The organism is Bacillus sp. FSL H8-0545, from assembly GCF_038006105.1.
In the GTDB taxonomy this organism is placed as follows: Bacteria; Bacillota; Bacilli; order Bacillales; family Bacillaceae_G; genus Bacillus_A; species Bacillus_A cereus_U.
The window spans coordinates 532,159-552,792 of sequence record NZ_JBBOUO010000001.1; the positions used below are offsets into that span (position 1 = coordinate 532,159).

A 20,634-nucleotide genomic window follows, 5' to 3' on the forward strand; every position below is an offset into this window, starting at 1 on the left:
TGATACGGAAATGGAAGTGGTATATATGTATTACCGTACTATGTATAGGAATATGGTGGGCATATACAAATGGGATTACAACGTATGTGGAGAAAGTAAAGGGGTTACTATTATCAAGTATACAAAGTCAAAAACGAATAGAGTTTAGTAATAACGATGAAACAGTCATGTTATCAAATGTGCCCTTAATTCAGCAGTTACCAGAGCTAGAGAGAGGCTGCGAAGTAACAAGTTTAGCGATGATGTTACAATACGCGGGTGTTTCTGTAGATAAGATGAAATTGGCGAGTGAAATAAAAAAAGTTAATTTTTTAGACGATGGTGTAAGAGGAAATCCGAATGAAGGATTTGTTGGGAACATTTATACGTTTTCTGAATCGGGATACGGTGTATATCATGGACCACTTTTTCAATTAGCGAAAAAGTATTTACCGAATGAAGCTGTTGATTTAACAGGGAAGGGTATAGAAGAAATTTATAAGAGTGTAAATAATGGACAACCGGTAGTCATGATTACGAATGCAACATATGCACCGCTAGATGAGGATGAATTCACTATATGGGAAACAAACGGTGGAGATGTTTCTATTACTTATAATGAACATTGTGTTGTTCTTGTTGGATATGATAAGGAATATGTATATATTCGCGATCCTCTTAATGAGAGCTTGGATGTAAAGGTGCCAAGAGGAAGTTTTGAACAGGCATGGGTGCAGATGGGGAGTCAGGCAATTAGCTATATAAATAACTCCAAATAAATTAGGAAGGAGAGCATGAACTATATAACTATAAGGTGAAGGATAAAGATTTAAGGAATTGTAAGAGAAGTTTTGCAGGTTTTTTTTGAAGAGAAGCTGTTAAGAAATAAGAGAACTTTAGCTTATTATATATGCTAAAGTTCTCTTATTTTTTATGATTAAAATGTTTAGGAGAATTGGATATGTAAAAATGCATAATTGAAGAAAAAAATTACATGTTATCATTATATATTGTTTTATACATGTTGATTGTATAAAATTACACAAGTGTTCTATTACATAAAGGAGGCTTATTATGCAAAATATATTCAATTGGGTTAAAAGTATGAGTATCAAGAAAAAATTAATCATTTCATTTTTTATTATTTTAACTATACCGGGACTTATTATCGGTGGTGTTTCATATCAAACTGCCAAAACAAATTTTGAACAACAAATTACAGGTAAAGCAAAGGAAAACATTTCAGTTTTAAATACTGTTATTTCTCAAAATATAGAAGAGAAATTTGTTGATGCGACGTACTTTGCAGACATCTTAACAGAGGATACATATCCAAATGGACAAGAAGAGCTAGTAAGAACGAAGTTAGCGCAATATATAAAGCTTCATCCAGAAGTAGAAGGTATTTATATTGGAACGCAGACGGGAAAGTTTATAAGAGAACCATTTATTCAAATGTCTGATGGGTATAATCCAACAGATAGATCGTGGTATAAAGAAGCGCATGAAAATAAAGGAAAAGTAATTGTTACTACACCGTATCAATCAGCATCTACAAAAAATATGGTAGTGACAATTGCTAAAGAAGTAAAAGATGGTAAAGGTGTTATAGGCATTAACTTGAATTTGGATAACATCCTAAAGGTTTCAAAAATGATTAACATTGGTGAAAAAGGCTATGCGGTTATTTTAGATCAAAATAAGCAAATTGTTAGTCATCCATCTAGAAAACCAGGTTCAAAGGTTACTGAGCCTTGGATTAAACCAATTTATGAAGACAAACAAGGAAATGTATCTTATACAGAACAAGATGATAAAAAGAATTTAATCTTTGCAACAAATGAGAAAACGGGATGGAAAGTAGTTGGAGTTATGTTTGACGAAGAAATTATTCAAGCTGCGAATCCAGTTTTTTATAAGACTTTGGTTGTCATAGCCATCGCTATTGTATTTGGTAGTGTATTAATTTATTTCATTATAAATTCTATTACAAGACCATTACGAAAAATAGCTGACTCGGCATATAAGATTAGTAAGGGGGATTTAACAGAGGAAATTACTATTTATTCCAAGGATGACATAGGAAAATTAGGGAATTCATTTAATGAAATGTCTGCTTCTTTACAAGACGTGATTACCCAAATTAGCTTTTCAGCAGAACATGTCGCAGCATCGGCAGAAGAGTTAACAGCGAGCGTACAGCAAGCGAATGATGCGACAGATCAAATTACAATTGCAATGGAACAAGTATCAGGTGGGGCTGAATCACAAAGCCAAGGTGTTGAAGAAGGCGCGGCTACATTACAACAAGTAAATACAGCAATTCAAGATGTAACTGGAAGTGCGGAGGAAATTTCCATCTCCTCACTACATGCGAGAGGAAGAGCTGTAGAGGGAGAAGAATTGGTTGAACAAACCGCAAAACAAATGCAGTCTATTTCTAGGTCGGTATCCCAGTCAGACGCTATTATTAAACTTCTTGATGAGAAATCAAAGCAAGTAGGGGCTATTTCTGAAGCAATTCAAAACATTGCTACTCAAACGAACTTATTAGCTTTAAATGCAGCTATTGAAGCAGCAAGAGCAGGTGAACAGGGACGAGGATTTGCTATTGTAGCAGATGAAGTTAGAAAATTAGCAGAGCAATCAGGAGAATCATCTGGAGAGATTGCAAATTTAATTGCAGAAATTAAGGCTGATATTGAACATACTGTTAAGGCGATGGATAATGTGAGTGTGGAAGTTCAACAGGGCTTAGAAGTTGTAACCAAAACGAAAGTAAGTTTTGCAGAAATTTCAAGTTCTACTACTCATATTGTTTCTCAAGTTAATCAAATGGTAGAAACAACGAAGAAAATCGCTGGAGATGCAAATGAAGTGACAAATGCTATTGATGAAATTGCAGCGGCGGCAGAAGAAAATACAGCTAGTATGCAAAGTGTTGCGGCTTCAACAGAAGAACAAGTGAATTCGATGGAAGAAATTAGTTCGGCTTCGCAAAACTTAGCTGAGATGGCAGAAGAACTACAAGCAATGACTAGTAAATTTAAAGTATAATAACAGCAAATAAGTAAGGTGAAAATGATACCACCTTACTTATTTTTCTATTTAATAACTAGGGGAGCTATTGAAGGAATGAGAAAAAGAAAAAAACTATGGAATTTATGGAAAACGATTACATTATTAGTGTGTACAGTTGTAATTTTTTCTTTACTCGTAACAGATATTTTAATTAGCCATAATGTTGAACGAACGACAGAAGAAAGCCAAGCAGAGAAGGCAAAAACGATTGCACATATTGTAGCGAATGATTCGGTGGTAATCGATGGTTTAATTGGGAAAGCAGATACTTCCGCCATCCAAACGTATACAAATAGGATATTAAAAAATACAGGTGTTCAATTTATTGTCGTTATGGACATGGATGGAATAAGAAAATCTCATCCAAATCCCCAAAAAATAGGTCATCATTTCGTTGGAGGGGATGAAGGAACGGTATTGAAGGGAAAGGAACATGTATCTTTAGCAGAAGGAACTTTAGGGATTTCAATGCGAGTATTCGTTCCTGTTTTTGCTGACACAGGTGAACAGCTTGGTGCGGTTGCTGTTGGTATTTCAGCTGATAATGTAAAAGAGAGAGTTAAGGAAAGTAGACATATTATTTATATAGGTGTCGGAGTTGGATTGTTAGTTGGCATTATAGGAGCGATATTGCTAGCTAGGCATATAAAGAAAAGTTTATTTGGTCTTGAGCCGCATAGGATAGCGAAAATTCTTGAAGAAAGAAATACGATGTTACAATCGGTCAAAGAAGGTATTATTGCTGTGGATAAAGAAGCGAAAGTAACGTTAATTAATAATGAAGCAAAACGGCTATTTAAGAAAAGTGGACTTGAAGAAGACTTTATTGGTAAAGATGTTGAATTGTATATGCCGAATTCACGTATAAAAGAAGTGTTACAAACTGGAGAGGTACAATTAAATGAAGAACAAAATATTTATGGAATTACGATTGTTACGAATCGTGTTCCTTTATATGTAAAAGGTGAAATAGTTGGTGCGATTGCAACATTTCGTGATAAAACAGAAATCAGAAAATTGGCAGAAGAACTAACTGGTATTAGGCTATATGCGGAAGCATTACGGGCTCAATCTCATGAATTTATGAATAAAATGCATGTCGTATTAGGGCTAACACATATGAAACAGTATGAAGAATTGCAGAAATATGTAAGTAGTATGGTATCAGAGCATCAATATGAAATTGGGGGGATTATGAAAAAAATTCAAAGCCCAGTATTTGCTGGGTTTTTACTAGGTAAACTTAGTTATGCTAGAGAGAAAAATATAAAGTTAATTATAAAAGAAGATTCTTACTTACCAGAAATATATGATGAACGTATCATTCATGAACTGATCACCATTGTCGGAAATTTAATTAATAATGCATTAGACGCGGTGACGAATTGTGAGAAGAAGCAGGTTGAAGTTGGAATACAATATGGGGATACATTAATCATTACAGTACAAGATACGGGGAAAGGCATAAAAGAAGATGAAATTGATGCATTATTTATAAAAGGTTATTCCACAAAGGGTGATAATCGGGGGTATGGTTTGCATCTTGTAAAGGAAAGCATACAGCGAATAAATGGGAGAATTTATGTTCATTCATTGTTAGGAACGGGAACGACAATAACGATTGAAATACCTAAAAGTAGGGATGAGAGATAAGATGATCAAAGTTTTGATTGTAGAAGATGATCCGATGGTTGCGATGTTAAATACGCATTATTTAGAGCAAGTTGGAGGGTTTGAACTGGTCCATGCAGTTAACTCAGTTAAATCGGCGATAGAAGTGTTAGAGAAGTCACGAGTAGACTTCATATTACTTGATATTTTTATGCCTGAGGAGACTGGATTTGAGCTTTTAATGTATATTCGAAATCAAGAAAAAGAAATTGATATTATGATGATTTCAGCTGTACATGATATGGGAAGTATAAAAAAAGCATTACAATATGGAGTTGTAGACTATCTAATTAAACCATTTACATTTGAACGCTTTAAGGAAGCATTAACTGTGTATCGAGAAAAATTTACTTTCATGAAAGAACAACAAAAAATTAGTCAATCGGAATTAGATACGCTAATTTTACAAAAAGAAAAAAGAGAGTCCTTTGACTATAAAGAGCTTCCGAAAGGATTAACAAAGCAAACATTGCAACTAATTTGGCAGCAAATCAAATCGCTTCACGGACAAGCATTTACAACAGATGAAATGGCGAAATTAGTAGGGGTTTCAAGAGTTTCTATTCGAAAGTATGTAATGTTTTTGACTGAAATTGGAGTTTTAGAGAATGAAATGGTGTATCAACATGTGGGAAGGCCGGTAAGTAAATTAAGGTGTATTGACCAAAACAAAATAGACTTTTACGTATAAGCGACTTATTATAGGTCGCTTATACTTTTTTTAATTACAAAAGTAGTTACAAAACTTACAAAAACTATTTTTACTATTGAAAGCGTTTTAATATTGTTATTAAGAAAACAAGGGGGTGCCATATGGGAATTCAAAAGAATGTGGAAGCGGTATCATTTTCTGAGGGAAATGAGGTACAAAGAGAATCGTTCGCTTCTAAAATTATGAATGTAAAAATCGGTGTAATACCTTTACCGTTATATGTAGTATTGGCTGCTATTATTTATGGGGCATCTGTATATAATAAATTACCAGCAGATATGATTGGTGGATTTGCAGTTATTATGATTATGGGTATTTTCTTAGGTGACATTGGGATGAGAATTCCAATTCTAAAAAACATCGGTGGTCCAGCAATTCTTTCATTATTTATTCCATCGTTACTTGTATTTTTCAACTGGATGAATCCAGCTTCAATGGAAGCTGCGACTATGTTAATGAAAAAATCGAACTTTTTATATTTATATATTTCTTGTTTAGTAGTAGGAAGTATTTTGGGAATGAATCGTAAAGTGTTAGTACAAGGTTTCGTTCGCATGTTTATTCCTTTAGTAGTAGGAACGTTAGCTTCTATAGCAGTAGGCTTATTAGTAGGTTCACTATTTGGATTTGAAATGAAGCAGACATTCTTCTTTATCATCGTACCAATTGTGAGTGGTGGTATTGGGGAAGGGATTTTACCGCTATCACTAGCTTACGGTGATATTTTAAATGAATCATCAGCAACATTTGTATCACAGCTTATTCCTGCAGCTATTATCGGAAATATGTTTGCAATTGTGAGCGCAGGCTATATGAAGCGTTTAGGTGAGAAGAGACCTGAGCTTAGTGGGAATGGTGTATTAGTAAAAACAGATAATCAAGCAGAGTTATTAAAAGAGCAAAATACAGAAAAACCAATTGATTTCTCATTAATGGGAGCAGGGTTATTGATTGCATGTACATTCTTTATTTTCGGAGGATTCGCTTCTAAGTTTATCGGTATTCCTGGGGCAATCATTATGATTTTCTCAGCAGCACTTGTGAAATACTTTAAATTAATGCCAGCAAAAATGGAGCAAGGAGCATTCCATTTATATAAATTTATTTCAAAGAATTTAACTTGGCCGTTAATGGTCGGTTTAGGATTGCTATACATTCCGTTAAAAGACGTAGCAGCAGTTCTTTCTGTAGGATATGTTGTTGTTTGTGCATCAGTTGTTCTTACAATGGTAGCATCAGGTTTTCTTGTAGGGAAAGTGATGAAAATGTATCCAGTTGAATCAGCAATTGTAACTGGATGTCATAGTGGTTTAGGTGGAACTGGAGATGTTGCTATTCTATCAGCTTCAAATCGTATGGAATTAATGCCGTTTGCGCAAATTTCAACGCGTTTAGGCGGGGCTGCAGTGGTCGTAACAGCAACAATTTTATTGAAAATGTTTTCATGATCAAAACAAGCTAGCTATATTCGTATAGCTAGCTTGTCAAATTAAGGGGAGATTATAAGTATGTTAGAAAATCAAATTAATGAAAGATCATTGTTATTGCATAAAGAGTTAGTAGGGAAAATTGAAATTACAAGTAAAGTAGAAGTGAATACAGCGGATGATTTAAGTTTGACTTATACACCGGGGGTAGCAGAGTCTTGTAAAGCAATTGCAGCAGATGAGGAAACAGCGTATGACTATACAGCAAGAGGGAATATGGTTGCAGTTGTTTCAGATGGAACAGCAGTACTTGGTTTAGGGAATATTGGACCGAAAGCGGCTATGCCTGTTATGGAAGGGAAAAGTATTTTATTTAAGAAGTTCGCGAATGTAGATGCTTTCCCGCTATGTTTAGGGACGACTGATGTGGATGAAATCGTTACCCTTGTGAAAAATCTAGAGCCTACATTTGCAGGTATTAATTTAGAGGATATTGCAGCACCACGCTGTTTTGAAATTGAAAAACGATTAAAAGAAGAAACGAATATTCCTGTATTTCATGATGATCAGCATGGGACGGCTATTGTCGTTTTAGCAGCTGTTATTAATGCATTAAAAGTTGTAAGTAAACAAATGGATGATGTGAAAATTGTTATTAACGGTGCGGGTTCGGCAGGAATTGCAATTGGAAAATTATTATTAAAAGCTGGCGCAAAACACATTACGTTAGTTAGTTTAGAAGGTATTGTTTGTGAAGGTGAAACATGGATGAACGAAGCGCAAATCGAAGTTTCACAGAAGACAAATCGAGAATATGTACGTGGAACATTAAAGGAAGCGATTCATCAAGCTGATATTTTCATCGGTGTATCTGCTCCAAACGTATTAACGAAAGAACTTATACAGACGATGAACGAGAAACCAATTGTGTTTGCAATGGCGAATCCAATTCCAGAAATATTCCCAGAGGACGCATTAGAAGCTGGGGCAGCTGTAGTAGGAACTGGGCGTTCTGATTATTCGAATCAAGTAAATAATGTATTGGCGTTCCCTGGAATATTCCGCGGTGCGTTAGATGTACGTGCGACTGATATTACAGAAGAGATGAAATTAGCGGCAGCATATGGGATCGCTAACATAATTACAGACGAAGAGCGTAATGCGAATTATGTAATTCCAAATCCATTAGATAAAAGAGTTGTTCCAAGTGTTGCAGAAGTAGTAGCGAAAGCAGCCATTGATTCAGGGGTGGCGCAAATTACGAAAATGCCAAGTTATAGATAGTCAAAAGCAGTGCCTTAAAAAGGCACTGCTTTTTTTGAGATAAGAAATCAAAATAATGAAGAAGGGTAGAATTATTTATGTCCCTTCATTATTTATTTAATTCCATTGCAACTTGTTTACCATTTACTAAAACCTCAGTTACTGCTACGATCACTTCTATCATTTTTTTCATCTCTCATCTCTCCTCGCTTCATTTCTTACTTTAAGTATAAGAGAAGAGAGAGAATCCAACTATTGAAGTACGTGACGTAGAAATTACATTGTTGTAAGGAAGTGTTCCAGTTTTGTCACTTTATTCGGCAGTGATTACAAATTGATCATAATATCTTTCATTCACATATATGTTTAATACCCATAATCCAGATGAAGGTAGTGACATTACGAGAGGGAGTTCTTTTATTGTAGTATCGATTGTATTTGAAGTAGTCCAATTTGGTTCGGAAGTTTCTTTTGGAACGATTATTGGTGTTGGAAGGATAGAGCCTTGTTTTAAAGCAATAATAGATAGTTTTCCAGTTGGCATTTCAGGATCTAGGAAGAACCACATTATTTCATTTTGTTCATTTGCGATAATAGAGCTATCAGCCATGGCGATTTTTCCTTCGATGCCTTTTAACGGTATTTTTCCTTCTACGAATGATGGAGCTTCTTCCCAATTTACATCTTTTAAAACACTAAGATGAAAAAAAGAAGGTGCGTTAATTTGAGAAGATGACGTTTCTAGTACTTCTTTTTTAGGTACATTTGAATCTGGCTGCACTTGCGCGCAGCCAGTAATGAGGAAGGAGAAAAGTAGCATAGTTCCGATTTTTTTCATGGTGCCACACTCCTAATTTTTATTGTTAGTGTAATTGTATTTGCTAGCAGGCGGGACAATTCCTTTAAATCATAAAAAGAGGTCGTAAGTTTTGTACGACCTCTTTTGACATTTTCTATATTTGTTCAGTTGAAAAGGTTGGTTCTCTCTCTTTTTGAGGCATTGTTAAGAAAATAACAGAAAGAACGATACATACTCCGCCTAATAATTGATATGCTCCAAAAGATTCATTAAGCCAAGCAATTGAAACGATGGCAGCTACAAGTGGTTCAATGCTAGATAAAATACTTGTTTCTGTTGCTGCTAAATATTTAAGACTCCCGATATAAAGAAGGAAAGAAAGAGTGCCACTTGTAATGATAAGAATAAGCATAGAAAAAGTTTGAAGTGTGAACGTTTGCGAAATCTGATTCCATCCAAAAGAACGATTACAAATAAGCAGTGCAATCCCTCCAATTAACATCCCCCAGCCAATTACTATAGTTGTTCCACAGTCTTTAATAAGAGAAGCCGGATGAAGGGTATAAAAAGCAAAACCAATCGCTGTTAATAGGCCGAAAGTAATAGCTGCTTTAGATAAAACAATATTTTCAATTGAACCGTTTGTAATAATAAAGTATGTCCCTGTTAGAGCAGTTATAATTGCGAGTATTTGCATAGAAGCAGGGAATTTTTTTTGCTCAAACGCAACGTAAATGGTAATAAGAACAGGACCTAGAAATTGAAATAGTGTTGCCGTTACGGCATTACTAATATGAACTGTTTCGATAAAAGCGTACTGCGCACCAAGCATGCCAAGAATAGAGAAAATTATAAGTTGTATAAAGTGTTTAGGATGTTTCCAAATGTGAAATATGTTTTGTTTTTTAATAAGCAAGAAAGCCAAAATGAATATTCCTGCGAGTAACAGGCGAATTGTTAAAAAATCAATTGATGATACGTTCGTATGTTGAAATAGCCACTGAATCATGGGACCAGATAATCCCCACAGGGTAGCTCCTGTAATAATCATCATAAGTCCGATGCGTCTACCATTGTTCATTATCATGCATCTCCTCTCTAGTATTTGATTATTAATGTGTTACATGATAAAAGGAATTATATAGAACTTCTGGTACTGCAAAAAGTATCAGTTATGTATTTTTGGGAGGGGTCAGATGTTGTGTTAGAACTAACGCCTAATTTGAGTGCAAATAGTAAGACAGCATTGTATGTACAATTATATGAGTATATAAAAAAAGAGATTAAAGATGGAACGATTCCGGCCTTTACGAAATTACCGGCTAAGAGGAAGCTGGCGACATATTTACAAGTGAGTAAAAATACAGTTGAAGCTGCTTATGAGCAACTTCTTGCTGAAGGATATATTGAGTCGATTTCTAGAAAAGGTTATTTTGTATGTGAAATCGAGCAAATGATTCATGTGGAAGGCAGCGAAGAGGTAATAGGAGAAGCGCCTTTTCAAGATAAGGAGTATAAATTTGATTTCACTCAAACGGGTGTGGATACTAATACTTTTCCGTTTCATGTATATCGAAAAATTACGAACGAGGTATGGCAATTTGAAAATAAAGATTTACTTTTTATTGGACATCCGCAAGGGGAGGTAAGTTTACGAGAAGCAATCGCGAGCTATTTGTATGAATCTAGAGGTGTACGATGCGTAGCTAGTCAAATTGTAATAGGAGCGGGTACGCAAATATTAGTAAAAATGTTATTTCAGTTGTTAAAGGGAAGTCGTTATGCGGTTGAGAACCCTGGGTACCATCGGAAAATGGTTGTTTTCGAGCAAGGGGAACAAAATGTACAAATGTTATCTTTAGATAGAGATGGAATTCGTATGTCACAGTTAGCGGATAGCCATGCAAATGTTGTATTTGTTACACCTTCGCATCAGTTTCCTTGCGGGATGATTATGCCAATTACGAGAAGAATACAGCTTTTGCAATGGGCGAAAAAAGAAGAAGGAAGATATATTATTGAAGATGATTATGATAGTGAATTCCGCTATTCAGGAAAGCCAATTCCAGCGCTGCAAGGGTTAGATAGAGATGGGAAAGTAATTTATATGGGGACGCTGTCTAAAGCGCTATTGCCATCATTACGGATGAGTTATATGGTGTTGCCAAAACCCCTCATTAAGCAGTATCAGGAGCAATATTTATTTTACACACAAAGCGTTTCAAGAATAGATCAAGAGATCATTAAGAAATTTTTAAATGACGGGCATTGGGAAAAACATATTCATAAAATGCGTGTTGTGTACCGAAAGAAGAGAGACCGTCTTGTTTCGGTAATAGAAAAATATTTTTCTAATCGCATTGAAGTAATAGGGGAAGATTCCGGCCTACATATTTTATTAAAAGTGCATAACGGGATGGAAGAGAAAGAATTAATGGAAGCTGCAGCTGAAAGGAGTATTAAAGTGTACCCTGTTTCGATGTATTATAGGGAAGGGACTTCTCCCAAAAGTACAGTATTGCTTGGATTTGCGACTTTATTAGAGGAAGAAATTGAAGAGGCCATTCAATTATTATATACAGCATGGTTTACAAGAAAGTAAAAAACATCCTCATAAATGGAGGATGTTTTTTTATTATTTTTCTTCATCTAGGAAAAGAACCATATGCTCTTCATCCCAATATTGTCCGTTATATTTTAATGAGCGTTCTTGCACACCAAATGTTTTAAATCCTAATGACTCATAAAGTTTTTTTGCACCATCGTTTCCGACAACAACATCAAGCATAACTTGCTCTACTTCTAAAGATTTAGCAAGCTCAAGACATTCTTTAATAAGTGCTTTTCCCGCTCCAAGTCCGCGTGCTTTTGGAGACACGTATACTGAACCAATTTTCGCTTTATGTTCTTGTTTTACATATGGTTTCGTTTCCAGTGTTGCAACTCCGATTAATTCTCCATCTTTAAATGCACCTAGTGTATAGTTCTCATCTTGTGCTAATTTTTGGGCTTTATATTCAATAGCACACTCTTTATTAATAATATCTTCATAAGAAGAGCTGAAAGCTTCCGGGTTTTGTTTTAACCCTTCTACTCGAAGTTCTAAGTAAATTTCTGCTTCGTCTTTTGTTAATACATGGATATCCAATTATATCACCCTCCAAATCTTTGACAGTTATACCTATATTTTATATTGAAATAAGAATAATTTCAAAAGCTTAGCTTATATGAGCTGGTTTTATAAATAAAATAGCACCAGTAGTGTTCTGCTACTGGTGATTTCACGCATATATTATTCAAATGGTAATTCAATTATAAATTCTGTTCCGACTTCTAATTCGCTTTTAACTTCGATAGAACCATCATGAAGTTCTACAATTTCCTTTGCAACAGCTAGTCCGATACCTTTTCCTCCCGTAGCTCGTGTTCTAGATTTATCGACACGGTAAAAGCGATCGAAAATGTGTGGGATATCTTCTTTTGGAATACCTTCACCTTCATCTTGTATACTTATTGTAAAGGTATTTGCACTGGTTAGTACACGTATTGTTATAGAAGTGTTTTCTAGCGAATGTTGATAAGCATTATGCAATAAATTTAACATCACTTGTTCCATACGCCTTTCATCTATACAAACTTCTAAATCATTTTTACAGTATACATGAATTTCTATTTGTTTGTTGGTTAATGTTGTTTTTGTTTTTTCAACCATGCGTTCTAAAAATGGTCTCAGGAGCATTTTTTGTTTTTTAATAACGAATTGATGTTGCTCTAATTGTACGAGCATAAATAAATCTTGTACGAGATCAGTTACACTATCGGTTTCATCCTCGATGATTTGTAAATACTCTTCACGTTCTTCCTTCGTTAAAGAATTCCTCTTTGCCACTTTCGCATAACCTTTCATATAAGTTAGTGGAGTTAGTAACTCGTGCGCTACACTGGCAAGAAATTCGTTTCGCTCTTTTTTCATATACGTCAGTTCACTAGACAGTTCCTCAATGGTTGTGGCTAAACTTCCAAGTTCGTCATTTCGTTTAATCCCTAATTGAATTGGTTTGTTTAATTTTGACATTTTTTCTGTTGCTCTCTTCATCTTTATAAGAGGATCTGTAATAACTCGAGAAAAAACAAAGACAGAAATAGTTGTTAAAATAAGTGTCAAAATACTCACGATAATGAATTGATTCATGAGTCTAAGTAGCATATCTTCTAAGAAGGATGTTTTTAAGAACATGTGTAATTTACCTTGAAAGTCTTTTGTGTCAATTGGTGTTACTGTTGAGATGAATTTTGATTCTTTCCAATTCTTTTCTACTATTAATCCCCCCTTTTTAACTGGGGGGATTTTACAATGAAGTTGTTTTTGCATATCTTTTGTTACTGTTTCTGAGGCCGAAGTGATTTTTCCATTACTGTCAGTTATAACAATGGCTATATCAGAATTAGTAAGTGCTTCTGTTTCCATTAAGTCTTCAGCGGCATCTTCAATAGAGAAGCCAGAAGAGGCAGGGCGGTTGAGATGTTCAGCATGTTTTTTTTGCTCAGCGTATTTGCCGTATTTGCTCCATTTTGCACGTCGTTCAATCGTATCACGATAGCGGTTTCCCTTCTCTAAAAGAGCAATGGTTTCCTCTTCAACACGCATTTTTGAAAGACTTTTATAAAAAGATACGAAAGCGATTGTCTCAATACATAAAGCTAATATTAAAAAGTATGTCCCAACTTTAAGGGAAAGTCTGCTCATTTTCTCACCATACCTTATTTCATATAAAGGGTCAGTGGTCTACCATTGTCCACTGATCAAATTAATTATTCGCTTTTCCATTTATATCCAACTTTATAGACAGTTTCTAAGTAATCTTCAACTGGAAATCCTTTTTTGCGTAACTTATCCCGTATATTACGAATATGTGAATCGATAGTTCTGTATTCGATATCTGTTTGATAGCCCCAAATCTTCTCGATTAAATCGTCTCGGCTGTAGGCACGGTTTGTATTTTGTAAAAATAGTCCGAGTAACGAAAATTCAATAGGAGTTAGTGAGATTTTTTCATTATAAACTGTAACAGTATGTTTCGTTTTATCCCACTCAATACCATTGAAGCTAACAAAGCTATCTTTCTTTGTACGACGTAATATAGCCTCGATTCGCGCGACTAATACATGTTCATCGAATGGTTTTGTAATATAGTCATCTGCTCCCATGGTCAGGCCTTTGACCATATCATAATTTTGGTTGCGAGCTGTTAGCATAATAATTGGAACGTTGGAAATTTGACGGATTTGATAGCAAGTATCCCACCCATCCATATTTGGCATCATAACATCTAATAAAATAATATCGAAGTCCTTTTGTTCGATTAATTCTAGCGCTTCAAGGCCAGAGGTAGCTTTCATACAAAAATAGCCACGAGGGCTTAAGAACAGATCTAATAATCGTAACATACGTTCTTCATCGTCTACTAATAAAATTTTCACCATAATCTTGTGCACCCCAAACTCTTCATTCTACTTGTATAGTTTACATGAAAATAATAAAAAACTCTTTTTATGTGATTGAATGGATGGCTGATTTTTTCAATCAGGGCAATTGACATAAAAAATGCACTAGTTTTGCACAACTATTTTTTATAATAGAAAACGTAGCGACACAAATACCCTATGTTGCGACATAACGTCATGTCATTTTATTTATAAAATGACAATTCCATTCTATTGTGTATGTGAGATAGAGAGGGTTTTCGTATTCACCTCGCATCGGATAAGAAAAATTTCCTATCTCACACTTTTTTTAATATAAAGGGGATTGTACACATGAGTAAAAAAGTAGAACATTTACAAAAAGAAAAGCAAGATCGTAATGCGATTGTAATGTGTGTTGCGGTATCTATGCTTATTATGATAAGTTGTGTAAATAAATTTTTCGGGATTTTATAATATAAAAAAAGCTTATTGCTTCTTAAGAAGCAATAAGCTTTTTTAATGTTTTCTATATAATAAACCAAGGTAGAATTGCCAGTCCAGAAGTTACAATTGCTGTAGCAAATATTAAAAAGATAGCTTGTTTGTTTTGTTTCATGTTACATTCTCCTCTACATATCAATTGCATGCTATACGTTCATGAAATAATCAGCGGGAGATGGATCATCCCCACTGATTAAAGTCTCACTTTATATTTTTAGTATAACGAATGGAAAGGATTGGAACGATTGATAAAGGTGACATGAAGATTACATTGTTGTAATGAAAAAAGCATCTTAATTAATAAGAAGATGCTTTTGAAAAATTATATTAAAATGTTAATTATTTAAGAATAAAACCATATGCTCTTCGTCCCAATATTGGCCATTATGTTTTAAGGACCGTTCTTGCACACCGTAAGTTTGGAAGCCGAGGGACTCATATAATTTTTTTGCAGCAGTGTTATCAGCAACAACATCAAGCATGAGCTGTTCTACATGTAATTTATCGGCATTTTCAATAATCGCTTTAATTAAAGCTCGTCCTGCACCGAGACCACGCGCTTTTGGAGAAACAAAAACGGATCCGATTTTTGCTTTATGCTCTTGCTTAATAAATGGCTTTGTTTCTAGAGTAGCAATACCGACTAAATCATTATCTTTGAAGACACCTAGAGTATACTTATCCGGATTGCTTAATCGCTTTGCCATAGCAGCGACAGGGTTTTCATGTTTAAGAACATCTTCATAAGAAGAGCTAAAAGCCTCAGGGTTTTTCGTTAAACCTTCCATACAAACTTTCAAATAAATTTCTGCGTCCTCTGTTGTTAATAAGCGAATTTCCATAGTTGTAACCTCCTAGATTGATTCAAATTTAATTCATTAACTTTGTAAGATTAAGTTTAGTTAAATGTATTCTGTGACTATTCTTTCTTAATTTGTAAAAGAATGAAGAGATTATGCTACTATGTTTTTATTTTATTTATGTAATGAAATTATATATTAACTTCATTAACTATTCAAGGATTTAATATATTACATTTTTATAACTAAAATTTCCGCTTTGTAAAGGAGTCATTTTTATCCCACTATTCGTGGGAGTCGGGTTGCCCGTAAAAGCCCGATTGGTTTGGGCTAATAATCAGTGGGGAGGGAAAAACCCTCCACTGATTAAATTTTCACTTTCTTTTACATAGTCAATCGTTTATTTTGTAGCCATCGATTCGTTCTGGATGTGTATAAATATTGCAAGATCCATTTCGAATAAATCCTACTACGGTAATACCTAAATCATGGGCGAGTTGTAGAGCTAGTTTAGTTGGAGCTGATTTAGATAGAACAATTTCGCAACCTATTTTTGAAACCTTTAACAAAATTTCAGATGAGATGCGTCCGCTAAACGCAATGATTTTCCCTTGAACGGATATATTGTTTCGTAAACAATGACCGTATATTTTATCTAGCGCATTATGTCTTCCGATATCCATTCGTGCTAAAAGAATGTTTTTTCGATCACATAGAGCGGTATTATGCACACCACCCGTTTGGCGAAATGTAGTTGAAGATTGTTGTAAGGAAGTCATTAGGTGAAAACATTCTTCCGGAGTAATAGTTATATGTATATCATGTAACTTCTTTGCTTTTGCTGCATCGTTGACGAAAACAAAACCTTGTCTACTTTTTCCGCAACAAGAAGTTACGTACCGTTTATTATATAAAGTTTGATAGAGCGGATTAATTTTTGATGATTTTACATGAACAATACCGTTTTCTTTTTGGATCCATAATTCTTCAATATCTTTATAAGAAGAAATAATTCCTTCAGAAATTAAAAAACCGATTACCATATCTTCAATGTAATTAGGAGTGCATACAACTGTTACGTATTCTTCGCTATTTAATTTAATTGTAATAGGAGATTCCGTAACAACCTCATCGGTTTGTTTTGAAAATGTACCAGATTGATAGCGTACAATCGTATATGTTTCTTGAGTAGGCCCCATATTAAATTCCCCTTTATATATATTTTTCTCCATATTTATCATAAAACATCGAAAAAACAAAAGCATCTACTAGTAAGAAGATAGCAGATTATTTTGGTTATTATTGTATATGTACGATATAATAGATTTGTAGAATAGCGACATTTTCAAGCTTTCGTAGTTATACCTTATAACATCTAGAATCGACTTCCAAAGGAAAGTATTTCAACAGGGCGTTTCAAAAATATGTACAGCAACGCATTTTTGAAAACGGATTCAAAAATGTGTTGTACAGTTAGTTGTAAGGAGAGGGGAAACTATGACAGAACAGACAGTCCGTGTAACCGTTGATGGTAAAGAATTTTTCGCATCAGGTGAAAAGACGATACTCCAATTATTTAAAGAAAGTAATTTAGAACATCCTCAAATTTGTCATGTACCAGAGGTAGATCCTATTCAAACTTGTGATACATGTATTGTAGAAGTAGATGGAAAGTTAATGCGTGCTTGTTCAACAAAGTTGGAAGATGGCATGCATATTGAGAGGCAATCGGAACGTGCGAAGGAAGCACAAACTGAAGCGATGGATCGAATATTAGAGAATCATTTATTGTACTGTACGGTATGTGATAATAATAATGGTAACTGTAAAGTCCACAATACAGTAGATATGATGGGAATTGAAGAACAGAAATATCCATATGAACCGAAAGTAAGTGCATGCGAAGTGGATACGTCGCATCCATTCTATCGATACGACCCAAATCAATGTATTGCTTGTGGGCAGTGTGTAGAAGTATGCCAAAATTTACAAGTGAATGAAACTTTATCGATTGATTGGAGTTTAGACCGCCCACGTGTTATTTGGGACAATGGTGTGAATATAAATGACTCGTCTTGTGTTAGCTGTGGGCAATGTGTAACAGTTTGTCCTTGTAATGCATTAATGGAAAAAACGATGCTAGGAGAAGCTGGATTTATGACTGGTTTAAAACCAGATGTGCTAAATCCAATGATTGATTTTGTAAAAGATGTAGAGCCTGGATATAGCAGTATTTTAGCAGTTTCAGAAGTAGAGTCCGCGATGCGTAAGACGAAAATTAATAAGACAAAAACAGTGTGTACATTTTGTGGTGTAGGTTGTTCATTTGAAGTCTGGACGAAAGATCGTCAAATTTTAAAAGTGCAACCTGTTTCAGATGCACCGGTTAATGGTATTTCCACATGTGTAAAAGGCAAATTCGGATGGGACTTTGTGAACAGTGAAGAGCGTATTACAAAGCCGTTAATTCGCCAAGGAGATATGTTTGTTGAGGCTTCATGGGAAGAGGCTCTTGAAGTTGTTGCATCTAATATGCAACATATTAAATCAGAATATGGTAGCGATGCGTTTGGGTTTATTTCTTCTTCGAAAGTAACAAATGAAGAAAACTATCTTATGCAAAAACTAGCTCGTCAAATATATGGAACAAATAATGTAGATAACTGTTCCCGTTATTGCCAATCTCCAGCAACAGACGGTTTATTTAAAACTGTCGGTATGGGCGGAGATGCTGGAACAGTGAAAGATATTGCTGAGGCAGGTCTTGTTATTATTGTTGGTGCAAATCCAACAGAAGGACATCCTGTACTTGCAACTAGAGTGAAACGTGCTCATAAATTACATGAACAAAAACTAATTGTCGCAGACCTTCGTAAACATGAAATGGCGGAGCGTGCTGATATATTTGTTCACCCGAGTCAAGGGACGGATTATGTATGGCTTGCTGGGATAACGAAATACATTATCGATCAAGATTGGCACGATAAAAAGTTCATAGCTGAAAATGTAAAGAATTTTGATGAATATAGCAAAATACTAGAGAAATATACGCTTGATTATACTGAGAAAATTACAGGGATTTCTAAAGCTCAGTTAAAAGAAATGGCTCGTATGGTATATGAAGCAGATGGTACTTGTATACTTTGGGGAATGGGTGTAACTCAAAATACAGGAGGAAGTACAACGTCGGCAGCAATTTCAAATTTACTTCTCGTTACAGGTAACTACCGTCGTCCTGGTGCCGGTGCGTATCCGTTACGCGGGCATAATAACGTACAAGGTGCTTGTGATATGGCGACATTACCGAACTGGCTTCCGGGTTACCAAGCAGTTTCAGATGATGTGCATCGTGCGAAATTTGAAAAAGCATACGGTACTACCATTCCGAAAGAACCGGGATTAAATAATATCGCAATGTTACTTGCGGCCGAAGAAGGAAAACTGCGTGGTATGTATGTTATGGGAGAAGAAATGGCTTTAGTAGATTCAAATGCCAACCATGTACAACATATTTTAGCGAATTTAGACTTCCTTGTTGTTCAAGATATGTTCTTATCGAAAACAGCTCGTTTTGCCGATGTTATTTTACCGGCAGCACCAAGCTTAGAAAAGGAAGGAACATTTACAAATACAGAGCGCCGTATTCAAAGATTGTATGAAGTATTGAAGCCACTTGGTGATTCTAAACCAGATTGGTGGATTTTACAAAAAGTAGCTCGTGCACTGGGCGGAGACTGGAATTATGGAAGTCCAAGTGAAATTATGGATGAAATTGCATCGCTTGCCCCGTTATATTCACAAGCAACGTATGACCGTTTAGAAGGCTGGAATAGTTTATGTTGGGGTAGCCATGATGGTAGTGATACACCGTTATTATATGTAGATGGATTTAACTTCCCAGACAAACTAGCACGATTATCACTAGATGAATGGGTTCCGCCAGTTGTAGCACCAGATGAGTATGATTTACTATTAAATAATGGCCGTATACTAGAGCATTTCCATGAAGGAAATATGACGAATAAGTCGGCTGGAATTTTATCTAAAGTGTCTGAAGTATTTGTTGAAATTTCACCTGAACTTGCTAAAGAACGCAATGTGAAAGATGGTGGTCTTGTAGAGTTAGCATCACCATTTGGAAAGATTAAAGTACAAGCGCTTGTTACAGATCGTGTAACTGGAAATGAGTTATATTTGCCGATGCATGCGACAGTAAATGAAGAGGCAATCAATATTTTAACAGGAACAGCAACAGACATTTATACGTGTACACCAGCTTATAAACAAACAATGGTGAAACTGCGCGTATTACGTGAAAAAGGAAATCGTCCGTTACCATCTTCAAACCCGAGAGATAAAAAACGTCATCCGCAAAATGGTGTTGAAATCGAGAAAAAGTGGCAAAGAAAACAATACGGATCACTTGTGGACCAGAATTAGGGGGCGGAGATAGTGGCAAAAGAGATTACTTTAATTAAAAAGAAGATTGTAACAGAAGAAGAAAAAAAACAGCAAGTAACAGATGAGTTGTTAAATGATCTAGCTGAAAATAGAGAAGCAGTAGAAGAGACGATGCAGCTATTAGCGCAGTTGCACAAAGCTGGAATTTTAGATGCAGCAATTAGTTTACTTGTTGCAAAAGAAGATGTTTCCAAAATAGCTGTTGAACAATTGAATCGTGAACCAGTAAAAAACGCATTAAACAATATGATGGGGGCAGGAGAGGCATTATCTTCAGTGGACCCAGAAATAACGAAACAAATAACATCTAGTTTAGTCACTGGATTACAATTTGCAACGGATGAGCTGAAAAATGGAAAGAAAACAAAAGTGATGGATTTCTTTAAGGTATTAAAAGATCCAGATATCAACAGGGCGATTACATTCGGTTTTAGTTTCTTAAAAGCATTTGGACAAGGATTAGAGAAAAAATAG

General features: G+C 35.2%; 17 protein-coding genes. 10 read left to right on the top strand and 7 right to left on the bottom strand.

All coding sequences use genetic code 11. The features are described from left to right. The first annotated feature begins 29 nt into the window (after positions 1-29). From MHI07_RS02785 to MHI07_RS02810, 6 genes are all read left to right on the top strand, one after another. Positions 30-758, top strand: a complete 729-nt coding sequence (locus MHI07_RS02785; protein ID WP_340826863.1) for a C39 family peptidase — start codon at positions 30-32, stop codon at positions 756-758. A 295-nt stretch (positions 759-1,053) separates the two neighbouring features. Then, positions 1,054-3,036: a methyl-accepting chemotaxis protein gene (locus MHI07_RS02790; protein WP_002159351.1), complete on the top strand. Its 1,983-nt coding sequence runs from the start codon at positions 1,054-1,056 to the stop codon at positions 3,034-3,036. A 78-nt stretch (positions 3,037-3,114) separates the two neighbouring features. Then, the gene (locus tag MHI07_RS02795; RefSeq protein ID WP_340821815.1) at positions 3,115-4,713 is read left to right on the top strand and encodes a sensor histidine kinase; all 1,599 of its coding nucleotides are present in this window, start codon (positions 3,115-3,117) and stop codon (positions 4,711-4,713) included. 1 nt (position 4,714) lies between these two features. After that, a complete protein-coding gene (locus tag MHI07_RS02800; RefSeq protein ID WP_340821817.1) occupies positions 4,715-5,422 on the top strand; it encodes a response regulator in 708 nt (235 codons plus the stop codon). A gap of 122 nt (positions 5,423-5,544) precedes the next feature. Further along, the gene (locus MHI07_RS02805; protein WP_002113946.1) at positions 5,545-6,891 is read left to right on the top strand and encodes a 2-hydroxycarboxylate transporter family protein; all 1,347 of its coding nucleotides are present in this window, start codon (positions 5,545-5,547) and stop codon (positions 6,889-6,891) included. A 60-nt stretch (positions 6,892-6,951) separates the two neighbouring features. Further along, complete coding sequence (locus MHI07_RS02810; RefSeq protein ID WP_016103493.1) at positions 6,952-8,154, top strand: NAD(P)-dependent malic enzyme; 1,203 nt, start codon at positions 6,952-6,954, stop codon at positions 8,152-8,154. A 292-nt stretch (positions 8,155-8,446) separates the two neighbouring features. Here MHI07_RS02810 and MHI07_RS02815 read toward each other — a convergent pair whose 3' ends face one another. Both MHI07_RS02815 and MHI07_RS02820 read right to left on the bottom strand, forming a co-directional pair. After that, complete coding sequence (locus MHI07_RS02815) at positions 8,447-8,971, bottom strand: DUF4871 domain-containing protein (protein ID WP_002159347.1); 525 nt, start codon at positions 8,969-8,971, stop codon at positions 8,447-8,449. Positions 8,972-9,086: 115 nt separating this feature from the next. Beyond that, on the bottom strand, positions 9,087-10,013 hold the full coding sequence (locus tag MHI07_RS02820; protein WP_340821822.1) for a DMT family transporter: 927 nt from the start codon (positions 10,011-10,013) through the stop codon (positions 9,087-9,089). Positions 10,014-10,133: 120 nt separating this feature from the next. Between MHI07_RS02820 and pdxR the strand changes: the two genes are divergently transcribed. Next, complete coding sequence (gene pdxR / locus MHI07_RS02825) at positions 10,134-11,534, top strand: MocR-like pyridoxine biosynthesis transcription factor PdxR (protein ID WP_340821823.1); 1,401 nt, start codon at positions 10,134-10,136, stop codon at positions 11,532-11,534. A 33-nt stretch (positions 11,535-11,567) separates the two neighbouring features. On the opposite strand, the gene MHI07_RS02830 is transcribed toward pdxR, so the two are convergent. From MHI07_RS02830 to MHI07_RS02840, 3 genes are all read right to left on the bottom strand, one after another. Continuing rightward, the gene (locus tag MHI07_RS02830) at positions 11,568-12,080 is read right to left on the bottom strand and encodes a GNAT family N-acetyltransferase (protein WP_000351210.1); all 513 of its coding nucleotides are present in this window, start codon (positions 12,078-12,080) and stop codon (positions 11,568-11,570) included. Between the two features lie 144 nt (positions 12,081-12,224). Beyond that, positions 12,225-13,679 (bottom strand): sensor histidine kinase, encoded by a 1,455-nt coding sequence (locus tag MHI07_RS02835; RefSeq protein ID WP_340821825.1) that lies wholly within the window; start codon positions 13,677-13,679, stop codon positions 12,225-12,227. Positions 13,680-13,744: 65 nt separating this feature from the next. Continuing rightward, positions 13,745-14,416, bottom strand: coding sequence for a response regulator transcription factor (locus tag MHI07_RS02840; RefSeq protein WP_033710483.1), 672 nt, complete (start codon positions 14,414-14,416; stop codon positions 13,745-13,747). 333 nt (positions 14,417-14,749) lie between these two features. On the opposite strand from MHI07_RS02840, the gene MHI07_RS02845 reads away from it, so the two are divergent. After that, positions 14,750-14,872 (top strand): hypothetical protein, encoded by a 123-nt coding sequence (locus MHI07_RS02845; RefSeq protein ID WP_002113959.1) that lies wholly within the window; start codon positions 14,750-14,752, stop codon positions 14,870-14,872. A gap of 362 nt (positions 14,873-15,234) precedes the next feature. On the opposite strand, the gene MHI07_RS02850 is transcribed toward MHI07_RS02845, so the two are convergent. Beyond that, on the bottom strand, positions 15,235-15,741 hold the full coding sequence (locus MHI07_RS02850) for a GNAT family N-acetyltransferase (RefSeq protein WP_000405886.1): 507 nt from the start codon (positions 15,739-15,741) through the stop codon (positions 15,235-15,237). 350 nt (positions 15,742-16,091) lie between these two features. Continuing rightward, positions 16,092-16,898: a formate dehydrogenase accessory sulfurtransferase FdhD gene (fdhD, locus tag MHI07_RS02855; RefSeq protein WP_002113960.1), complete on the bottom strand. Its 807-nt coding sequence runs from the start codon at positions 16,896-16,898 to the stop codon at positions 16,092-16,094. Between the two features lie 298 nt (positions 16,899-17,196). Here fdhD and fdhF point away from each other — a divergent pair, with 298 nt between their 5' ends. Further along, positions 17,197-20,139 (top strand): formate dehydrogenase subunit alpha, encoded by a 2,943-nt coding sequence (gene fdhF / locus MHI07_RS02860; protein WP_340821830.1) that lies wholly within the window; start codon positions 17,197-17,199, stop codon positions 20,137-20,139. Between the two features lie 12 nt (positions 20,140-20,151). Continuing rightward, complete coding sequence (locus MHI07_RS02865) at positions 20,152-20,634, top strand: DUF1641 domain-containing protein (protein WP_340821832.1); 483 nt, start codon at positions 20,152-20,154, stop codon at positions 20,632-20,634.